This is a genomic window from Microbacterium sp. C5A9, assembly GCF_022627955.1.
In the GTDB taxonomy this organism is placed as follows: domain Bacteria; phylum Actinomycetota; class Actinomycetes; order Actinomycetales; family Microbacteriaceae; genus Microbacterium.
The window spans coordinates 255,437-274,605 of sequence record NZ_JABXGD010000003.1 but is presented as its reverse complement, the minus strand read 5'-3'; the positions used below and the strand labels follow the sequence as shown (position 1 = coordinate 274,605).

Here is a 19,169-nt window from a genome sequence, read left to right as displayed (position 1 = left end):
GCTCACTCGATGAGGTAGGCGGCGCGCGCGCTCCGTTCCGCGACGTCCCCGTCGCCGGCACGGAGCGCCGCACCGAGGTGCTGGAGCGCACCCTCCACCCGGCGGGCGACATGCGGTTCGACGACCCATGCGCGGAGCGCGCGGATCAGCGCGAACGACGTCTCCTCGACCAGCGCGCGATGCACATCGTTGAGCGACTGCAGAGCCAGATGGCCGTACAGGTCCACGGCGGCTCGGGCATAGCGATCGGGATCGGACACGCAGGTCGCCATCTCGTCCACCCGGCGCGCGGCATCCTCTCTGGCCGCATCGGCGAGGCGGATCGACGCGGTTCGGGAGAGCACGGAGAGCTGCTGGCCGATGAACTCGCGCCAGCCGGCGACCTCGTCGTCGGCGAGCGAGGTCACACGGGTGTAGCGACTCGGAGCGAGCACGATCATGCCGATCCGCTCGAGGCGCTGCAGCGCTTCGCGCACGGGCGTGCGGGAGACTCCCATCGCCGCCGCGATCGCGTTGTCGTTGACGGAATCGCCCGGAGACAGCTCGCCGTCGGCGATCTGTCGGCCCACCCGCTGGAACACGATGTCGGCGAGCGATCCCTGGGGCGCGGCCTGCCTGCCCAGATGGATCACGTCCGAGAACCCCGTGGTGCGTGCAGTGGCGCGAGGCCGGTGGCCCCCGTGAACGTCGAGATCACTCTGCTCCCCCTTCCGGGATACGTCATCGGCGAGCGCCTCCCACCCTCAAGACGCGCGAAGTGCCGATATATGACGCGGCAGGCGGGGAATCGCTCCCGCTATCTTGCACACTGCTGTGCATATTAAGTACCATGGAGGCATGACAACCCGTGCTCCCCGCCGCGACTCGGTCGAGAACCGCGCCGGAATCCTCGACGCGGCCCGTGCGACGCTGGCCGCCGACCCCCGCGCCTCGATCGACGTCATCGCTCGCAGCGCCGGCCTCTCGCGCCGCACCCTCTACGGTCACTTCGACGACCGCGACGCGCTGATCCGCGAGCTCATCGTCAGCGGCGCACGGCGCTTCAACGCGATCGCCGAGTCGGTGCAGGACGCCGATGCCCGCATCGCCCTCGCGCGCCTCGCCGCCCGACTCTGGCAGGAGGCCGCGCACGTGCAGGTCGCCGCCGCGCTCGCGCTCGACGAGGCGCACGTCGAGCACACCGCCGACGCACTCGCGCCCCTGCGCCGCAGCGTGGCCGCGCTCGTGCGACGCGGACAGGACGACGGCAGCTTCCGCACCGACCTCGCGGCACCGACGCTGGCCCGACTCATCGAAGAGGTCGCCCGCACGGTCGTCTCGCGCACCGACGCGTCGAGCACCGGCGCGGCGAATCTCGCGGTCCGCGCCCTGCTCAGCATCGCCGGACTCTCCTGGCGCGAAGCAGATGCGCTGCTGACCGCCAACCCGGAACTGATCGAGGAGGTCGGCGCATGAGGATCACCCTCCACGACGTCAGCAAGGGCAAGGGCGGCCAGGCGCTTCCGGCCATGAGCCTGGAGTTCCACACCGGCGCCGTGCGCTTCGCGATCGCCGAGACCGAGCAGCGTCCGACCGTGCTCGGGCTGATCGCGAGCGGACGCATGAAGCCCGAGACCGGACGCGTCACGATCGACGGCACGGCCGACAACCGGAAGCTGCGCCGCACCGTCGCGCTCGTCGACGCCCCCGACGTCAGCGATCCGCATCCCGATATCACCCTCGCCGGAGTCGTCGGCGAGGAGCTCATGTTCGCGGGCCTCGGCGCGACGCCCCTGCACGCGCGACGGTGGCTCACCCAGCTCGGCTTCGGCGAGCTGGCCGGCGTGCCGATCGGCAACGTCGACCCCGCCGCCCGCGTGCGCATCATGTGCGAGCTCGCGGTGCTGCGCGAGGGCACCCAGGCCGTCGTGCTGGTGACACCCGACAGGCACGGCGGCAGCCCCGACGGCTGGTGGCGCATCGCGTCGGAGTTCGCCGACCGCGGCTACGCGATGCTCGTCATCGTCGGCGGCTCGGCGGCCGTCGCCCTCGAGCGGATGCACGAGCTCGAGGCGATCAACGCCTCGGGTCCGATCGAGCCGCTCGTGCTCGCCGCACCGGAGCAGGAGCCGGAGCAGGAACCGGAGTCGGAGCCCGAGCAGGAACCCGAGCCGGAACCCGAGCCTGACACAGACACCCCCGCACCTGACACAGACACCCCCGCACCTGACACAGACACCCCCGCAGCAGACACCACCGAGAACGGAGCCGACCGATGAAGGTTCCCGCCATGATCGCTGCCGAGCTGCGGCGACTGACCGCCAGCAAGATGGGCGTGATCGCGCTGATCGCGCTGGTGTGCGTGCCGATCCTCTACGGCGGCCTGTACTTGTGGGCCAATCAGGACCCGTACGCGAAGTTCCCCGAGGTGCCTGTCGCCCTGGTCGTCGACGACCAGGGGGCGCCCGAACCCACCACGGGGACGGACGCTCCGACCGGCGAGACCGTCAACTACGGCGAGGACGTGGCCGACAACCTCATCGAGGGCAACGCCTTCGACTGGCAGCGCATGAGCGTCGACGAGGCGGCGGATGCTCTGCGCCAGGGCACCGTGGACTTCACGGTGACGATCCCCGCCGACTTCTCGGCGGCGCTCACCTCGGCCGCGGGCGACGACCCGCATCAGGCGCGCATCGAGCTCGAGACCAACGACGCGAACAACTATCTCGCGTCGTCGATGGGCACGCAGGCGGTCGAGAAGATCCGCAGCTCGGTCGCGCAGACCGTGGGCACGCAGGCCGCCGAGCGGCTGCTCACCGGTCTCAGCGACGTGCGCGACAAGCTCATCGAGGCGACAGACGGCGCGACCCAGCTGACCGACGGCGCCAACACCGCGTCGTCCGGCAGCACGACATTGGCCGACGGCACCGCGCAGCTCGCGGCCGGCACGGCGCAGCTCGCCGAGGGCGCCAACACCCTCGCCTCGGGTGCGCAGCAGGTCAGCGACGGCAACCGCCAGCTGGCGGACATCGCCGATCGCGCGGGCTCGGTCGTGCAGCAGGCGACGGATGCTCTGCCGCAGGTGCGCACCGACATCTCGAGCGTGCTCACCGAGCGGGGCCTCACCCCGGAGCAGATCGACGAGGTTCTCGCGACGCTCGACCCCCTCGCCTCACGCCTGCAGGACGGCAATGCGACGGTGCAGAGCGCGGTCGGCAAGGTCGACCAGCTCGCCGACGGGGCCGCCGCCGTGGCATCCGGCGCCTCGCAGCTGGCGTCGGGTGCGGGCACGGTGGCGGCCGGTGCGGCCTCGGCCAATGACGGCGCCGCGCAGCTGCGCGACGGGCTCGGCACTCTCGCGAGCGGCACGGCCGAGCTGCGTGACGGGCTGTCGAACGGCGTCGACGCGATCCCGGCATCCACTCCCGAGCTCCGTTCCCAGCAGGCCGACACGATCGCCGACCCCGTGAAGGTCTCGAGCGACAAGGTCGCCTCGGCCGAGGACTACGGCGCGGGCCTCGCCCCGTTCTTCGCGGCGCTGTCGGCCTGGATCGGCATCTACGCCCTGTTCCTCATCGTCAAGCCCATCTCCCGGCGTGCGGTCACCGCGCTCCACTCGCCGATCCGCGTCACGCTCGCGGGGTGGCTGACCCCCGCCATGCTCGGCGCCGTGCAGATGCTGGGCCTCATGGGCATCCTCGCCATCACGCTCGGATTCACGTTCGACAATCCGATCGGCACTCTCGGGGTGATGATCGTGGCGTCTGCCACGTTCGCGGCGATCATCCTCGCCCTCAACGTCTGGCTCGGGTCCGTCGGGCAGTTCGTCGGCCTGGTGCTCATGGTCCTGCAGCTGGTGACGGCCGGCGGCACCTTCCCCTGGCAGACCCTCCCGGCGCCCCTCGCCGCGCTGCACCATGTGCTGCCCCTCGGCTACGTCGTCGATGCGATGCGCCAGCTCATGTACGGGGGAGATCTCGCCCGAGCGGGCTGGGATCTCGCGGTGCTGGGCATGTGGCTCGTGGGCGCCTTGACGCTCGCCGCCATCGGCGTGACGCGCATGACCCATCGGCGCACCCTGCGTGATCTGCAGCCGAGCCTGATCGGGTGAGCGAGGTGCGGGGCCACCCCGTCCCGCACCTCACCCCCCTGTGGGCGATATGCCGGCTGTGGGTAGGATGCCGGGAGTGCAGTCGTGACACGCACTCGGGGGCTCTCTGGGACTGAGTCCCACCGCGCCACCGAAAGAGTTCTCGATGATGACAGCTGGTCCGACGGATATCGTCGACGTTCCGCACCGCCCGCACGACGACGCTCCGCGCCGTCCGCTCGCCGCCCGCATCGGTCGGATCGCCTTCGTCGTCGTGGCGGCCGTCGTCGTGATCGCGGTCGCCGCCGCGTTCTTCGTGACGTGGACGATCCAGCGATCCTTCCCGCAGACCGAGGGCGAGGTCGCGCTCGACGGGCTGCAGGCCGAGGTCACGGTGCAGCGCGATGCGCTCGGCGTGCCGACCATCACCGCCGATTCGACCGACGACCTCTTCTACGCGCAGGGGTTCGTGCACGCGCAGGACCGATTCTTCGAGATGGACTTCCGCCGGCACGTCACGGCGGGGCGGGTGGCCGAGATGTTCGGCGAGTCCCAGGCGGGCACGGATGCGTTCCTGCGCACGCTCGGCTGGCGCAAGGTCGCCGAGGCCGAGGTGGCCGCGATGGACGATGTGACGCTCGGGTACTACGAGGCGTACGCCGAGGGCGTCAACGCCTACCTGCAGTCGAGATCGGGCGCCGAGCTCTCGCTCGAATACGCCGTGATCGGCCTGCAGAACCCCGACTACTCCCCCGAGCCGTGGGAGCCCGCCGACTCCGTCGCCTGGCTCAAGGCCATGGCCTGGGACCTGCGGACCAACATCGAGGACGAGACCGAGCGCGCGCTGCTGGCCGCACAGCTCGCGGAGGGATCGGATGCCGCGACCACGCGCGCGACCCTCGACGAGCTCTACCCCGCATATCCGTTCGACGAGAATCCGGTCATCGTCCCCGAGATCTCCCGCGTCCCCGCCCTCGGCACCGACGCCGAGCCGGCGGCCTTCTCGAGCGACGACGACGGCGCCGAGATGCAGCAGGCCGTCACGACGATCGACTGGCGTGAGGCATCCGATGTCATCGAGGCCGCCAGTCTGCTGGTCGGCGATGTCGGCGAGGGCATCGGCTCGAACTCGTGGGTCGTCTCGGGCGACCTCACCGAGACGGGCAAACCGCTGCTGGCGAACGACCCGCACCTCGGCGCATCCCTCCCCTCGGTCTGGTATCAGGTGCAGCTGAAATGCTCCGAGGTCTCCGCCGCGTGCCCGTTCGACGTGGGCGGCTTCTCGTTCTCCGGCCTCCCCGGCATCGTGATCGGTCACAACCGCCAGGTCGCGTGGGGATTCACCAACCTCACGACCGACGTCACCGACCTCTACGTCGAGCGCATCGAAGGCGACCAGTACTGGCGCGACGGCGCCCTGGTGCCGCTCGAGACCAGCACCGAGACGATCGAGGTCGCCGGCGGCGACGACATCGAGCTGACGATCAGGTCGACCGTGCACGGGCCGATCATCTCGGGCCTCACCGACGACTTCACCGCCATCGCCGACGATCCCGAGCCCGGCCTCGCGGCCGCGGGCGCGGTAGCGGCGCCGACGCCGCCCGGCGGCGAGGAATCCGAGTACGCGCTGAGCCTGCGGTGGACCGCGCTGGATCCCGGTACCAGCGCCACCGCGATCTTCGCGCTGTCGACCGCGCAGGACTTCGACGACTTCCGCCGGGCGGCATCGCTGTTCGACGTGCCGGCGCAGAACCTGATCTACGCCGACGTCGAGGGCAACATCGGCTACCAGGCACCCGGGCGCCTTCCGGTGCGCGGTGCCGGAGACGGCTGGCTGCCGCAGCCCGGCTGGGACAGCTCCTACGACTGGACGGGCTTCATCCCGTTCGAAGAGCTGCCGGTGTCGTACAACCCCGCCTCGGGGTACATCGTGACCGCGAACAACGCGATCGTGACCGACGACTACGCCTACTTCCTCACGAAGGACTGGGACTACGGCTATCGCGCCGACCGCGTCGTCGACCTGATCGAACGACGCGCGGCTGCGGCGCCGCTGACCGCGCAGGACATGCGCGACATCCAGATGGACAGTGAGATGTGGATCGGCAAGCGACTGACCTCGGCGCTCGACGGCGTGGAGGTCGACGGCGCGGGCGTCGAGGACGCCGTCGAACTGCTCCGCACCTGGGACGCCCAGAACACGGCATCGTCCGCACCGGCCGCGTACGCGAACGTGCTGTGGTCGAACCTGGTGCAGAACATGTTCGCCGAACGTGACGAGCCGCTGCCCATCGGCGGCCAGGGGCGCCTGTTCACAGTGGTGTCCGCGCTGCTCGACGACCCGTCGAACCGGCTGTGGGCCAACCCGCAGCTCGGCGTCACCAACAGAGACGAGATGCTCGCGCTCTCGGCCGAAGAGGCGTACGACGAGCTGTCCGCGCTCCAGGGCACGAACGTCGATGCCTGGCGGTGGGGCGACCTGCACGCGATCACCCTCACGAGCGACACACTCGGATCCTCGGGGATCGCACCGATCGAAGCGCTCTTCAACCGCGGACCGTATGCGGTCGGCGGCGGCGCCTCTGTCGTCAACGCCACCGGCTGGGAGCTCGGAACCTCGTATGCGACGACCACGGTTCCCTCGATGCGCATGGTCGTCGACCTGGCCGACTTCGATCAGTCGACCTGGATCCACCTCACGGGCGCATCGGGGCACGCCTTCCACGAGCACTACATCGACCAGACCCCCGACTGGGCGGCCGGAACACAGCGGCCGTGGGCGTCGTCGACGAAGGCGGTGGATGCCGCGGCACGACAGACCCTCGTGCTCACTCCGGCGGGCTAGGGGCGGCGACGACGTCAGGCCAGCTTGGCCAACGCTCGGGACAGCAGAGCGGAGATGGACTCCGGATCGATCGTGGGGACAGCCCCCGCGGCCGCTTCCTCGGCCCACGAGAGTCCGACGTACCGCATCAGCCCTGCGACCAGCTGGGTGATGAGGGCAGCCTGCGCGCTGCGATCCGATTCGCTCTCGTCCGGATACTGGGCAGCGAGTCGGAGCTCGATCACTGCACGGAGCTCGTCATCGAGAGAGGTGATCCGCTCCATCTGCAGCGCCATGAGCGTCGCACTCGATCCGATCGCACGGATGCGGCGGGCGAGGTATGCGGGCTCCAGGCTGAGGTCGCCGGGATCCACCCGGATGAGCAGTGCGGCACCCGCCAGCAGCGGCCCCTTCGACGCGATGAACTCCTGAGCGGCGGCGGCGTCGAGCGTCGGATACTCGCTTCCCAGCAACGCCGCGTCCTTGGTGCGGAAGTGATTGAAGAAGGTGCGCTGGCTGACGCCGGCGCGCTCGCAGATCATGTCGACCTTGACCGCTTCGTAGCCGTGCTCGAGCACGAGGTCGGTCGCCGCCCGCTCGATGGCTGCGGCCTTCTCTCGTGCGTCCTTGCGGCGCTGGACTGCGGGGGTCGACATGATCTGCTGCTCCTAGGGTCACTCGTACCGTAGCGACTCGATCGGATCCTGACGCGCGGCGCGGCGGGCGGGCAGGACACCCGACAGGAACGCGATGAGCATGATCACGACGATCACGGCGATCACCGTCACCGGGTCGAACAGGAGGATCTGCAGACCGGGCAGCGCGGAGAGAACGGTGTCTCCCGCCACGCCGGCGATCGCCGATCCCGCTGCGATCGCGGCGAGCGCCCCGATCGCGGAGCCGAGGAACCCGATGACGACGGCCTCGAGGCTGAACAGCGCAAACACCCGCCCGTTCGACATGCCCATCGCCTTCATCAGACCGATCTCTCTCGTGCGCTCCTGGACGCTCATCAGCAGCGTGTTCACGATTCCGAACGACGCCGCGACGAGGGCGACGAGGGCGAACGCGCTCAGCACGCCGATGATGCCGTTGATCACGGTCTGCACGACCCCCAGCTGATCCTCGATCGTCTGCCCGGCGAGACCTGCGTCCGCCAGATCGGCCTTCGCTCGCTGCAGGGCGTCATCGCTCACGCCGCCGTCATCGTCGCCCACGAGCTGCACGACGGCGAGGGGCCAGGCCTCGGGCTGCCCCTCGGCCGTCTGCGCGGCCGCGATCGACTCCGTCAGCGCGGAGTTGGCTCCGGCGCCGGAGGCGAACAGGCTCTCTCGTGCGATGCCCACGACAGCGGCGGTGACGGTCTGCTGCTCTCGCACCGAGTCGGTGTATCCGAGCGTGATGGCGGCGCCGATCGCGGATTCCGCATCCGCGAAGCCGAGCGCGTCGACGTACTCCTCAGGGAGCACGATCTCGTTCTCCGTCGACTCCCGGTCCAGCTGCTCACCCGTGACGAGGTCGCTCTGTCCGATCGACGAGGTCGGATTGACATCGAGCTCGTACCGCGTGTCGCCCTCGTCGTCCGATGGGGCGATCCAATCGATGACGATCTGGGTGATCGGCTCGACGCCCCGCACTCCGTCGATGCCCTCCATCGTCTCGATGTCGTCCGCGTTCAGCAGCGTTCCACCGGTGAGCGGCGTCGCGGCCCCCGATTGCTGCCGACCGTCCGGATCCCACTCCGCGGGCCCGTCGGACGTGTCGACGGTCGTCGCCGGGCTGACGAGAAGGATGTCTCCGCTGCTCAGGGTCGCCACCTGACGCTCGACGTAGTCGTTGACGCCCGCGCCGAGAGCGGTCGTCAGGGTGAGCGTGAAGGCTCCGACGAAGAGGCTCGACACGGTGAGGGTCGTTCGGAGCTTGCTCCGGAAGGCGTTCCTGGTCGCCATTCGCACCACGTCTGCCGTCTTCACGCTGCGACCTCCGATCGGGAGATGATCCGCCCGTCGGCGATCGTGACGGTGCTGTCGCAGCGTGCCGCCAGATCGGAGTCGTGCGTCACGACCACGAGTGTGATGCCCCGCTCCCGTTGCAGCCCGAAGAGGATCTCCTCGACCTGCGCGCCCGTGGCGGTGTCGAGATTCCCGGTGGGCTCGTCGGCGAAGATCACCGAGGGCTCGTTCACGAGGGCCCGTGCGATGACGACGCGCTGCTTCTGACCCCCCGAGAGGTCCGTCGCCCTGTTGCCGGCCTTGTCCGCCAACCCCATGGCGTCCAGAGCGGCCAACGTCCTCTCCTTCCGCTGCCGAGCCGGCACGCCGGCGATCACGAGCGGAAGGCTCACGTTCTCGAACACCGACTGCCCGCCGGTGAGGAAGAACTGCTGGAAGACGAACCCGAACCTCTTGTTGCGGACGGTGGTGAGCTCGGCCGGACGAAGGGCGGATGCCGAGCGGCCGGCGACCTCGATCGTCCCCGCCGTGGGCCTGTCGAGGAGGGCGAGCAGGTGCATCAGCGTCGACTTGCCCGAGCCCGACTTGCCCACGATCGCGAGTGACCTCCCCTGCTGCACGGCGACGTCGACGCCGTCGAGTGCGGTGAAGGCGGCGTCGCCTCGTCCGTACGTGCGTGTCACACCCACCGCGCGCAGCGCCGGCGGGATGAGAGCATCTGCGTCCTCGGCCATGGATACCCCTTCGATAAGTTGCAGTGGCTGCAACTATAAAGTGCAGTCACTGCAAGTATCAACACCGGGTCGTCGACGAGGGCGGATTCACAGGTTCGACCTCAGGCAGGAACCGGCGCGGATGCCGCGGCGGCCCGGCGTGCGATCGCCCAGATGCCCGCTGCGGCAGCGAGGAAGATCGCGGCGAGCATCGCCCAACCGGCGAACCCGAAGGTGATCGCCGTGGCGTTGACGACGATCGGCGAGGCGAGCGCCCCGAGCGAGAACCCCATTCCGAACACGCCCTGATACGCACCGGCGCGCACCTGGTCGGCGAGCTCGAAGCTCAGTCCCCACGCTCCGGCCTGCGAGAGGATCTCGGCGAACGTGTGCGCCACCATCGCGACGACCAGCACGACCACAGCCGCCCAGGTCGGCAGGCCCGCCGCGAGCGCGTAGACGAGGCAGGCGGCGACCATCAGCCATCCCGCGATCATCGTGACCCGGCCCGCGACGCGCAGCTCGTGGGTGCCCCGCGAGGCCCGCACCTGGAACAGCACCACGAGCGTGGTGTTCACGACCAGGAGCAGTGCGACGGTCACCTCGGGTGCCTCGGTGTTCTCGGTCACCCAGAGCGGCATGCCGAGCTCGGCCACACCGAACTGCATCCCGAACACCGCAGACAGCACGGTCAGCAGCAGATAGCGGGGATCGCGCCACGGCGAGCGGCGGTTCCAGTCCCTGCGTTCCGAGAGGGCGGCCGCGGCGGCATCCGTGTCGATGGATCCGGTCTCGGTGCGCACGTCTCCGATGCGCGCCCTGGCCGGGGCGTCGACCGCGGCGGTGAGCCGCAGCAGCGGCAGGGACCCCAGCGCGCACACGATTCCCGCGCTCGCGATCACGATGCGGTACGCCTCGGGAGTGCCGAGCGCGAGGGCGATCGCGCCGAAGCCCGACCCCGCGGCGATCGACAGGTTGGTCACGGTGCGGAGCACCGCCCGTGCGTGCACGCGCTTCTCTGCCGCGAAGCCGCGCGCGATGATCGCCGAGCGCGCGGAATGCCCGATCGAGTCGAAGAAGCCGCCGAGACTCGCGAGCACGAGAGCAGAGACGAAGTCGCCCGCGAACGCGTAGGCGGCGAGCAGGAGTCCGCCGAGGAGCTCGAACGAGAAGGCGAGGCGCCGGGCGCTCCACCTGTCGGCGAGCCACCCGCCGAGGAAGGACGCCACGACACCGCATCCGCTCGACACCGCGAGCACGACCGCGGCCTGAGCCGCCGACAGCCCGATGATCTGCGTGAAGAACAGCACCGTCACCGCGAGGAACACCCCGCGACCGACGCGCGAGACGGCGGTGGCGGTGAACAGCGCCCGGAGCACCGGGTCGCTCAGACTGGCTGTCACGCGGGTGAGGAGTCGCGGCTTCGCGTCTCGCGTGGCCTCTCCCGGGGCGGTCTGATCGGCGTCGGGGTCGTGCGAGGTCACCCTTCATCCTCGCACGCGGCGACCGAGCGCTTTTCGGCGTATCGGCATGCGGCCGGCATCAGATCGGGATTCGGCGGCGGCCCCCCGCTCGGTTAACGTGGATGGGTGGTCTCCAGTTATCTCGCCCCGAAGGGCACACCCGTCACCCTTCTGGAGTTCGAGCACGCCGGGGCGACGCTGATCGCGGAGTCCTTCGGCGAGGGCCCGCGCACCTTCCTGCTGCTGCACGGCATCGGCATGGGCCGCAGTGTGTACCTCGACGTGGTGCAGCGCCTGCAGGGCCGCGTCGTCGCCCTCGATCTGCCCGGGTTCGGCGAAGCACCCGAGCCGACGCGCACCCTCACCATGGAACGCCACGCCGACCTCGTCGCCGCCTACCTCCGGCACGCGAGAGAGCGCCCGGTCGTCGTGATCGGACACTCGATGGGCAGCCAGATCGCGGCGGAACTCGCCGCGCGGCATCCCTCGCTCGTCGAGGGCGTCGTGCTCGCGGGGCCGACCGTGAACAAGGCGGCACGCAATCTCGGCGCGCAGGCCAGCTACCTGCTGACCGACCTCGTCGGCGAGCGGCCTCTCGTGATCTGGCGTGGGGCGCGCGAGTATCTGCGCGGCGGCCCTCACCTCATCCGGAAGATCAAGGCGACGATCGCCCACCAGCCCGAGAAGGCCTTCGCCCGCATCGACTGCCCGGTGCTCGTGCTGCGCGGCGAGAGCGACCCGCTGGCGCCGATGAGCTGGTGCCGCGAGATCATCGACGAGATTCCCGGCGCCGACCTGCGGGTGATCCCCGATCACGGGCACGGCACGTTGATCAGCGACTCCGAGCCCGCCGCGGCACTCATCCAGGACTTCGCCGACCGCCTCTGAGCGCGCTCTCGCCGCCGCTCCCCGACGTCGGCGCGCGGCTCAGCGCAGCGGTGGGGGTGCCGTCGGCAGCAGCAGCGCGTTGCGGCGCGACCGCGTGAGAAGAAGGATGAACGCGCCCAGAGCGCCCAAGAGCACGGCGAAGGCGAGGCCGAAGACGATCAGGAAGAGCGTGACGGGCCCCTGGTCCATGAAGCTCGCAGCCACCGCCACGATCACACCGATCACCGCGATCGCGGTCGCGCACCAGCCGATGATCATCGACACGAGGTAACCACGAGGCCCGGCGTGCCCGGGACGCACGCCGAAGCGGGTGCCGAGGTACCAGCTCCAGCGAGACCCGGTCCACCATCGGCTGACCTGCCTCGTCATCGGATACCAGCCGGCACCCGGCCCGTCGACCTCGCCGGGCAGCGGTCGCACGACCTCGTCGACGATCGGCGCCGACTGCGGAACCGCGAGCATGCGCACGGCTCGGGAGTGCGCGGCACCCAGGAGCCAGATCACGCCGACCGCCGTCAGGAAGACGGGGAGCACGAAGTTCCCCGGGTTCTGCGTGATCAGCGCCGCCGTCAGCTGCATCAGCCCCAGGACGACGAAGACGATGCCGAGGACCACTCCCATCGCCGGCGGCTCGACCGCGAGTGCATCCGGACGTGGCGTGCCGGCACGGACGCGGTACGGGGTCCACATCACGCCGTCCCACCAGCGGACGTCGGTCGTGCCCGGCACCGCGTACCATCCCGTCGCGGGAGTCGTCAGCGGCGTCTCGCGCTCATGGGCGGTCCACTGCGCTCCGTCCCACCAGCGCTGGCGTCCGGGCGTGCCCGCGTCGTACCAGCCCTGGGGTGTCGACATCGATCCGTCCGTCCCTCAGCCTGCGGCCGGCGGGGTCTGCTTCGACTCTGCGAGCTCGTCGACCACGAGACTCCGCTCGTCGGTGGTGCCGTTGCGATACGCCTGGCGTCCGACGATGTGCGCCGACAGCGGCGCGGTCGCGAACTGCATGAGCACGATCGGGGCGACGAGCGCGAGGCCGACCAGGATTCCGCCGACCGTGCGCATCGAGAGCGCGATGGCCAGGCAGATGAGCACGAGCCCGAGCACCTGAGGCTTCGTGGCCGCGTGAAGCCGCGAGGGCACGTCGCGGAACCGCAGCAGTCCGACGGCGGCCGAGAGGCAGAGGATGGCTCCGAGCAGGATCAGCACGAGCACCGCGACGTCGATCACGGAGTCGGGGATGCTGAGACCGAACACGTTCATGGTGTCGTGTTGTCCCTTCTCGCGACGAAGCGGGCGACGGCGATCGAGCCGAAGACGCCGACCGCGGCGATGATCAGCATCACCGGGATGTTGCGTGTGTGGCCGTTGATCGCCATCTCGGCGCCGAGCACGCACATGACCTCGGTGAGCAGCACGTCGGACGCGACGGCGCGGTCGAGGATCGACGGACCACGGACGATGCGGATGATCGTCAGGATCGCCGCGACGCCGAACACCACCATGATCGCCAGCAGCAGCACGTTCATCGGACACCGCCCTTCGCTGCACGCCCGTCGGCCTTGAGCGCACGGTACTGCGAGGGGGCACCCAGCGCTCGCACGACGCGACGCTCCCAGCGCAGCACGTTCTCGCGCTGCTTCTCGACATCAGCCAGGTTCCGCACCCCGATCACATGCAGGTACAGGATCTGCCGGTCGCGGTCGGCCTCGACGATGAGCGATCCGGGGATCAGCGACGACACCACCGAGACGTGGGTCATGATCAGATCGTCGGCGTACCTGAGCGGCACCGCGACGATCGCCGCGCCGGGCTGACGGCGGAAGTCGAAGACCTGCGCCGTGACCGACACGGCACCGCGGACCATCGCGAGCAGGAACTGCACCACGAACAGCGCCGCGTACCAGACGTTGATGCGCCCCGACAGCTCGACGGTCGGCAGTCGGAACACGCGCGTCACGAACACCGCCACGACCAGGCCCGACAGGAACGCCAGCACCGTGAACTGGCCCCACAGCAGCATCCACAGCACGATGAGCCACGCGAGGAACGGCAGCTGCACGCCGATGTCGCGCCAGATGTGACGACGGGTGTTCGGGCTCATCCGTCGACCTCGTCTTCCAGCTGCACGAGGCTCACGGGTTCGAGGAGGGCCGCGCCGATGCGGTCGCAGAGGGCGTAGAGAGGACCCGCGAACACCGTGAGGGCGACGGTCACGCCGACCATGCCGGCGGTCGCGACGGTCATGATGCGGGGGATGCGGCGCCGCTCCTGCTGCTCGTCGGCTGCGGGCGCGTTGCCGAGGTACGAGATGCGCCCCTCGGTCTCGCTCGAGTCCTCCTCCTCACGCCAGAACGCGAGGTTCCAGGCGCGCATCAGTGCGTAGAGCGTGAGGAGCGACGTCACGATACCGCCGACGATCAGCACGATCATGAGGGGCGTGCCGACGGATGCCGCGGCCTCGAACAACGCGAACTTGCCGATGAAGCCCGAGAAGGGCGGCAGTCCGCCGAGGTTGATGGCAGGGATGAAGTACAGGACCGCGATCACCGGGGCGACCTTGAGGAGTCCCTTCACCCGCAGGATCGAGGTGCTGCCCGCTCGACGCTCGATGAGCCCGACGGCGAGGAACAGGGTCGTCTGCACGATGATGTGGTGGACGATGTAGTAGACCGTCGCACCGATCGCCGCGGGCGTCGCGATCGCGAGGCCGAAGATCATGTAGCCGACATGGCTCACCAGGGTGAACGAGAGGATCCTCTTGAGCTCCGCTTGGGCGACCGCACCGAGCACTCCGACGATCATGGTCGCGAGCGCGATGATCAGCAGCAGCGTGTCGATGCTGTTGTCGGCGAACAGCTGCGTCTCGGTGCGGATCAGCGCGTAGACGCCGACCTTGGTGAGGAGTCCGGCGAAGACCGCGGTCACCGGCGCTGGCGCGGTGGGATACGAGTCGGGCAGCCAGAACGACACCGGGAAGATCGCGGCCTTGATGCCGAACGCCACGACGAGCATGAGGTGCAGCACGAGCTGCGTCTCCTGCGGGATCTCGGTCATGCGTTCGGCGATCTGCGCCATGTTGACCGTGCCGAGCGCTCCGTAGATCATCGCGATCGACGCGAGGAAGAGGATCGACGACACGAGCGACACGACGATGTACACGGCGCCGGTGCGGATGCGCGACTCGGTGCTGCCGAGCGTGATGAGCACGTACGACGCGACGAGGAGGATCTCGAAGCCCACGTAGAGGTTGAACAGGTCACCCGCGATGAAGGCGTTGAAGATTCCCGCCGCGAGGATCAGGTACGAGGGGTTGAAGATCGAGATCGGCGTCTCGTCGGTGCCGTCGGCGACGCCCTGGCCGATCGAGAAGAGCAGGACCGCGAGCAGCACGATGCTCGAGATGAGCACGAGCAGGGCGGCGAGTCGATCGACGTAGAGCACGATGCCGAACGGCACCGGCCAGCCTCCGACCGAGACCGCCAGCGGAGCACCGGAGTCGACGGCGACGAGCAGCACCGCGGCGATGACCGACACCACCGCGAGCGTCGCCACCGTCACGAAGACCTGCAGTCGCGCGTTGCGCCCGAAGACCAGGGTGATCGCGGCGCCGAGCAGCGGCACGGCGACGAGGAGGGGAACGAGAGCGCTCATCGGCGGTCCTCCCCTTCGTCCGGGTTCTCTTCGCGGGCTTCGGCTGGTCCGTCTTCCCCGGCATCGTCCGGGCCGTCGTCGCCGCCGCGTTCATCGCGACCGGCGTCCGCACCGTCGCCGTCATCCGCCTCGTACGAGGCGGGCCGATCGACCGGCGCATCGTCGTGGATGGCGGGGTGGTCGCGCATGTGCAGCACAGTGATCGGCGAGGTCTGCACGCCCACGAAGTCGGTAGTGGCCTCGTCGTCCGCCGTGTCGGCCTCGTCTTCCATGAGGTCCTCGTCGGCATCCGTGCGCTCGCGCAGTGCGATGTCCGCCTCGTCGTCCTCGACCGTGTCGGCCTGGCCGAGCTGCCAGGAGCGGTAGATCAGGGCGAGCAGGAACGCCGAGACGGCGAAGGTGATGACGATGGCCGTGAGTGTGAGCGCCTGCGGCAGCGGATCGCTGATCTCGCCCTCGGCTCCGTAGAACGGGGCGCTGCCGGGCACCCCCATCACGATGAGGAGCAGCAGGTTGGTCGCGTTGCCGAGCAGCAGGAACCCGATCAGGACACGGGTCAGGCTGCGCTCGAGCATCGCGTAGACGCCGCAGGCGAAGAGCACGGCCATGATCACGATGAGGGTCAGCGAGACGTCCATCAGATGCTCACCCCGCCCCGGGGTCCGGTTCCCTGCGACTCACGCAGGGCCGCCGACTGCCTGTCGACCTCGGCACCGAGGCTGCGGAGCACGTCGAGCACCAGACCGATGACGACGAGGTACACACCCACGTCGAAGATCGTCGACGTGACGAACTCCATGTGACCGATCCCGGGGATCTCCCACTCCCAGAACGTGCTGGTGAGAGGGGCCATGCCGAAGAACAGGGGAACGACGGCCGTGCCGACCGCGAGGATCAGGCCGGTGCCGAGCAGTCGTCCGGCATCCGTGGGCGCCGCGGCTCCGAGCTCCCACCGACCACCCGCGATGTAGCGCATGACGAGGGCCATGCCCGCGACGAGACCGCCCGCGAAGCCGCCTCCCGGCAGGTTGTGACCGGCGAACAGCAGGAAGATCGAGACCACGATGATCGTGTGGAAGAGGATGCGGACGATCACCTCGAGCAGGATCGACCGGTTCTCGGGCTTCACCTTCGCACCGCCGACAAGCCAGGCGCGCGGGTTGCTCTCGTTCTCGGTGGTCTGGAAGCGCACGCCCTCGGTCGTCTCGACGAGAGGACGAGCGCGGTTCGCGCGACGCTTCGACTTCGGCAGCGTCTTGGTCGCGGCGAGCATGTCGGCGCGGTGCGTGACGAACACGAGCGACGCGACACCCGTGGCGGCGAGCACGAGGACCGACAGCTCGCCCATCGTGTCCCAACCACGCAGGTCGACCAGCGCGACGTTCACGACGTTCTTGCCGTGCCCGATCTCGTAGGCGAGCTTGGCGAAGCCGGTGGAGATCGGCTCGGCGACGCGCGACTGGGTCGCGACGATCGCGACCAGCGCCATCGTGAGTCCCACGCCGACGCCGAGCAGCGCTCGCGGGATGCGGCCGACGGATGCGTTGTGCTCGCCCATGCGCGCCGGCAATCGCCGCAGCACCAGGGCGAAGGTGACCATGGTCACGGTCTCGACGAGGATCTGCGTGAGGGCGAGGTCGGGGGCGCCGCTGGTCGCGAAGAGCACCACCATGCCGAGTCCGGTGATCGAGACGAGGACCACCCCGGTGTATCTCTTCTGCGCCCGCACGGCGAGCACGCCGGCGACGGCCATCAGCGGGGCGACGACGAGCTGCGCCGGGGTGTGCCAGGCCGAGAGCTGGAAGCGGTCGATGTCACTCGCGAGCAGCGCCGTGACCTCGGCCGCCACGAACACGACGAAGATCGTGCCGACGTAGACGGGCAGCGAACCGCGCTGGGTCAGGGTCGTGCTGAGCACCGACAGGCGGTCGACGCCGCGCACGACGAGGTAGTACACATCGGCCGCCGTGAACGGGATCAGCCGCGCCTTGCGGTCCCACCCGGTGCGGATCGTCAGCAGGAAGAGGCCCGCGCCGAGAAGGATCGTCAGGATCGAGATCCCGAGCGCCGGTTCCAGACCGTGCCAGAGCGCGAGATGTCCCGGGCCCTCGGCCGCCACGCCCTCGGCATCCAGGCCAGGCGTCGCCGTGAGGGCGTAGCCCTGCAGCGCGGTGTCGAGCGCGGGGGCTCCGATGCCGGCGGCGATCGTGACGCCGGCCAGGATGATCGGCGCCGAGAGGAATCCGACGGGCGGGTCAGGCCAGGCGGTGTCGGGCAGGCGGTCGCCCATCGCATCGCGCTTGGTCCAGAACGCGCCCCACAGGAACCGGATGCCATATGCCGCGGTGAGCATAGAACCGAGAACCACTCCGATGATCGCGACGAGGCCCCAGGGCGAGCCGTGCAGCGCGTCGTCGAGAAGCGCCGTCAGCGTCGACTCCTTCGCCACGAAGCCCAGGGTCGGTGCGATGCCCGCCATCGACGCCACCGAGATGAATGCCGCGGTCGCCATGACCGGCGCCTGGCGGCCCACCCCGCTGAGCTCGGTGATGTCACGGGTCGAGAGCTGGCGGTCGATCACGCCGACGATGAGGAACAGCGCCGACTTGAACAGGGCGTGCCCGATCACGAGCGCCAGACCCGCGAGCGCGGTCGCCTGCGTGCCGTAGCCGACGACGATCGAGAAGAAGCCGAGCTGGCTGACGGTGCCGAACGCGAGGATTCGCTTGAGGTCGGTCTCCCGCAGCGCCTGGATTCCACCGAGCAGCATCGTGACCACGCCGAGGCTGATGATGATCGGTCGCCAGGGGCCGGTGAACGCGAAGATCGGGGCGAAGCGGGCGATCAGGTAGATGCCCGCCTTGACCATGGCGGCCGCATGCAGGTAGGCGCTCACGGGTGTCGGAGCGGCCATCGCACCGGGCAGCCAGAAGTGGAAGGGGAACAGCGCCGACTTGCTGATGGCGCCGATCAGCAGCATCACGACGGCGGTGTCGACCACCGCGCCGGTCGGCGCGAGCTCGAGGATCTCGCGGATGCTCGACGTGCCGGCATCGACCACCAGCAGCACCACGCCGACGAACATGATGAGACCGCCGAGCGTGGTCACCAGCAGCGCCTGCAGCGCGGCCCGTCGGCTCGCCGCGCGACGCCGGTAGTGCCCGATGAGGAGGTACGAGAGGATGCTCGTCACTTCCCAGAACATCACGAGCATGACCAGGTCGTCGGTGAGCACCAGGCCGTACATGGCGCCGGCGAACCCGAGCAGCACCGCGGCGAACTGGCCGATGCCCGCGGAGTCGTCGTGGAAGTACCAGCGGCAGTAGAGCAGCACGAGGGCACCGACACCCGTGACGATCAGCGTCAGCACCCAGCCGAGCACATCCATGTGCATCGAGAGATTGAGCCCGAGCTGCGGGATCCAGGCGACCGAGACGAACGGCGCCGGGCCGTCGAGCACCTGCGGTGTGAGCACGAGCGCATGGATGAATGCCGCTGCGGGAATGAGAGCCGCGATGGCGAATGCCTGAGACCCCAGCCAGCGCACCAGAACGGGCATCAGGATCGACCCGAGAAGGAACACAGCGAGGAGCGTCAGCATATACGCGG

17 protein-coding genes are annotated in these 19,169 nt (G+C 69.4%); 5 read left to right on the top strand and 12 right to left on the bottom strand.

Going from position 1 to position 19,169, the window contains the following annotated elements; genetic code table 11:
• Positions 1-2 precede the first annotated feature (2 nt).
• A complete protein-coding gene (locus HWD99_RS08045; protein WP_241795707.1) occupies positions 3-632 on the bottom strand; it encodes a GntR family transcriptional regulator in 630 nt (209 codons plus the stop codon).
• A gap of 205 nt (positions 633-837) precedes the next feature.
• On the opposite strand from HWD99_RS08045, the gene HWD99_RS08040 reads away from it, so the two are divergent.
• From HWD99_RS08040 to HWD99_RS08025, 4 genes are all read left to right on the top strand, one after another.
• Positions 838-1,455 carry a TetR/AcrR family transcriptional regulator gene (locus HWD99_RS08040; RefSeq protein ID WP_241795706.1) on the top strand — a complete coding sequence of 206 codons (618 nt, stop codon included), beginning with the start codon at positions 838-840 and terminating at the stop codon, positions 1,453-1,455.
• Complete coding sequence (locus HWD99_RS08035) at positions 1,452-2,258, top strand: hypothetical protein (protein ID WP_241795705.1); 807 nt, start codon at positions 1,452-1,454, stop codon at positions 2,256-2,258. The genes HWD99_RS08040 and HWD99_RS08035 overlap by 4 nt, the downstream gene beginning before the upstream one ends.
• Entirely contained in the window at positions 2,255-4,090 is a 1,836-nt protein-coding gene (locus HWD99_RS08030; RefSeq protein ID WP_241795704.1) for a YhgE/Pip family protein, read from the top strand. Before HWD99_RS08035 ends, HWD99_RS08030 begins: the two co-directional genes overlap by 4 nt.
• Before the next feature lie 145 nt (positions 4,091-4,235).
• Positions 4,236-6,914, top strand: coding sequence for a penicillin acylase family protein (locus tag HWD99_RS08025; RefSeq protein WP_241795703.1), 2,679 nt, complete (start codon positions 4,236-4,238; stop codon positions 6,912-6,914).
• A 14-nt stretch (positions 6,915-6,928) separates the two neighbouring features.
• Here the strand turns inward: HWD99_RS08025 and HWD99_RS08020 are convergent, their stop codons facing one another.
• The 4 genes from HWD99_RS08020 to HWD99_RS08005 all read right to left on the bottom strand — a co-directional run bounded on the left by HWD99_RS08020 (position 6,929) and on the right by HWD99_RS08005 (position 11,042).
• Positions 6,929-7,549, bottom strand: coding sequence for a TetR/AcrR family transcriptional regulator (locus HWD99_RS08020; RefSeq protein ID WP_241795702.1), 621 nt, complete (start codon positions 7,547-7,549; stop codon positions 6,929-6,931).
• Between the two features lie 18 nt (positions 7,550-7,567).
• Positions 7,568-8,866, bottom strand: a complete 1,299-nt coding sequence (locus tag HWD99_RS08015) for an ABC transporter permease (protein ID WP_241795701.1) — start codon at positions 8,864-8,866, stop codon at positions 7,568-7,570.
• Entirely contained in the window at positions 8,863-9,579 is a 717-nt protein-coding gene (locus tag HWD99_RS08010) for an ABC transporter ATP-binding protein (RefSeq protein ID WP_241795700.1), read from the bottom strand. Before HWD99_RS08010 ends, HWD99_RS08015 begins: the two co-directional genes overlap by 4 nt.
• A gap of 101 nt (positions 9,580-9,680) precedes the next feature.
• Positions 9,681-11,042: an MFS transporter gene (locus HWD99_RS08005; RefSeq protein ID WP_241795699.1), complete on the bottom strand. Its 1,362-nt coding sequence runs from the start codon at positions 11,040-11,042 to the stop codon at positions 9,681-9,683.
• Positions 11,043-11,147: 105 nt separating this feature from the next.
• Between HWD99_RS08005 and HWD99_RS08000 the strand changes: the two genes are divergently transcribed.
• Complete coding sequence (locus HWD99_RS08000) at positions 11,148-11,909, top strand: alpha/beta fold hydrolase (protein ID WP_241795698.1); 762 nt, start codon at positions 11,148-11,150, stop codon at positions 11,907-11,909.
• Between the two features lie 39 nt (positions 11,910-11,948).
• Here the strand turns inward: HWD99_RS08000 and HWD99_RS07995 are convergent, their stop codons facing one another.
• Genes HWD99_RS07995 through HWD99_RS07965 form a run of 7 tightly spaced genes read right to left on the bottom strand, consistent with a single transcriptional unit; the run spans position 11,949 to position 19,161 of the window.
• Positions 11,949-12,764 (bottom strand): DUF2510 domain-containing protein, encoded by an 816-nt coding sequence (locus HWD99_RS07995; RefSeq protein ID WP_241795697.1) that lies wholly within the window; start codon positions 12,762-12,764, stop codon positions 11,949-11,951.
• Positions 12,765-12,779: 15 nt separating this feature from the next.
• Positions 12,780-13,169 (bottom strand): monovalent cation/H(+) antiporter subunit G, encoded by a 390-nt coding sequence (mnhG, locus tag HWD99_RS07990; RefSeq protein ID WP_241795696.1) that lies wholly within the window; start codon positions 13,167-13,169, stop codon positions 12,780-12,782.
• The gene (locus HWD99_RS07985) at positions 13,166-13,435 is read right to left on the bottom strand and encodes a monovalent cation/H+ antiporter complex subunit F (RefSeq protein WP_091228603.1); all 270 of its coding nucleotides are present in this window, start codon (positions 13,433-13,435) and stop codon (positions 13,166-13,168) included. Before HWD99_RS07985 ends, mnhG begins: the two co-directional genes overlap by 4 nt.
• Positions 13,432-14,010: a Na+/H+ antiporter subunit E gene (locus HWD99_RS07980; protein WP_241795695.1), complete on the bottom strand. Its 579-nt coding sequence runs from the start codon at positions 14,008-14,010 to the stop codon at positions 13,432-13,434. Before HWD99_RS07980 ends, HWD99_RS07985 begins: the two co-directional genes overlap by 4 nt.
• Positions 14,007-15,560 carry a Na+/H+ antiporter subunit D gene (locus HWD99_RS07975; RefSeq protein ID WP_241795694.1) on the bottom strand — a complete coding sequence of 518 codons (1,554 nt, stop codon included), beginning with the start codon at positions 15,558-15,560 and terminating at the stop codon, positions 14,007-14,009. The genes HWD99_RS07980 and HWD99_RS07975 overlap by 4 nt, the downstream gene beginning before the upstream one ends.
• Entirely contained in the window at positions 15,557-16,198 is a 642-nt protein-coding gene (locus HWD99_RS07970) for a Na(+)/H(+) antiporter subunit C (RefSeq protein ID WP_241795693.1), read from the bottom strand. The genes HWD99_RS07975 and HWD99_RS07970 overlap by 4 nt, the downstream gene beginning before the upstream one ends.
• Positions 16,198-19,161 (bottom strand): Na+/H+ antiporter subunit A, encoded by a 2,964-nt coding sequence (locus HWD99_RS07965; RefSeq protein ID WP_241795692.1) that lies wholly within the window; start codon positions 19,159-19,161, stop codon positions 16,198-16,200. Before HWD99_RS07965 ends, HWD99_RS07970 begins: the two co-directional genes overlap by 1 nt.
• Positions 19,162-19,169: the final 8 nt, after the last annotated feature.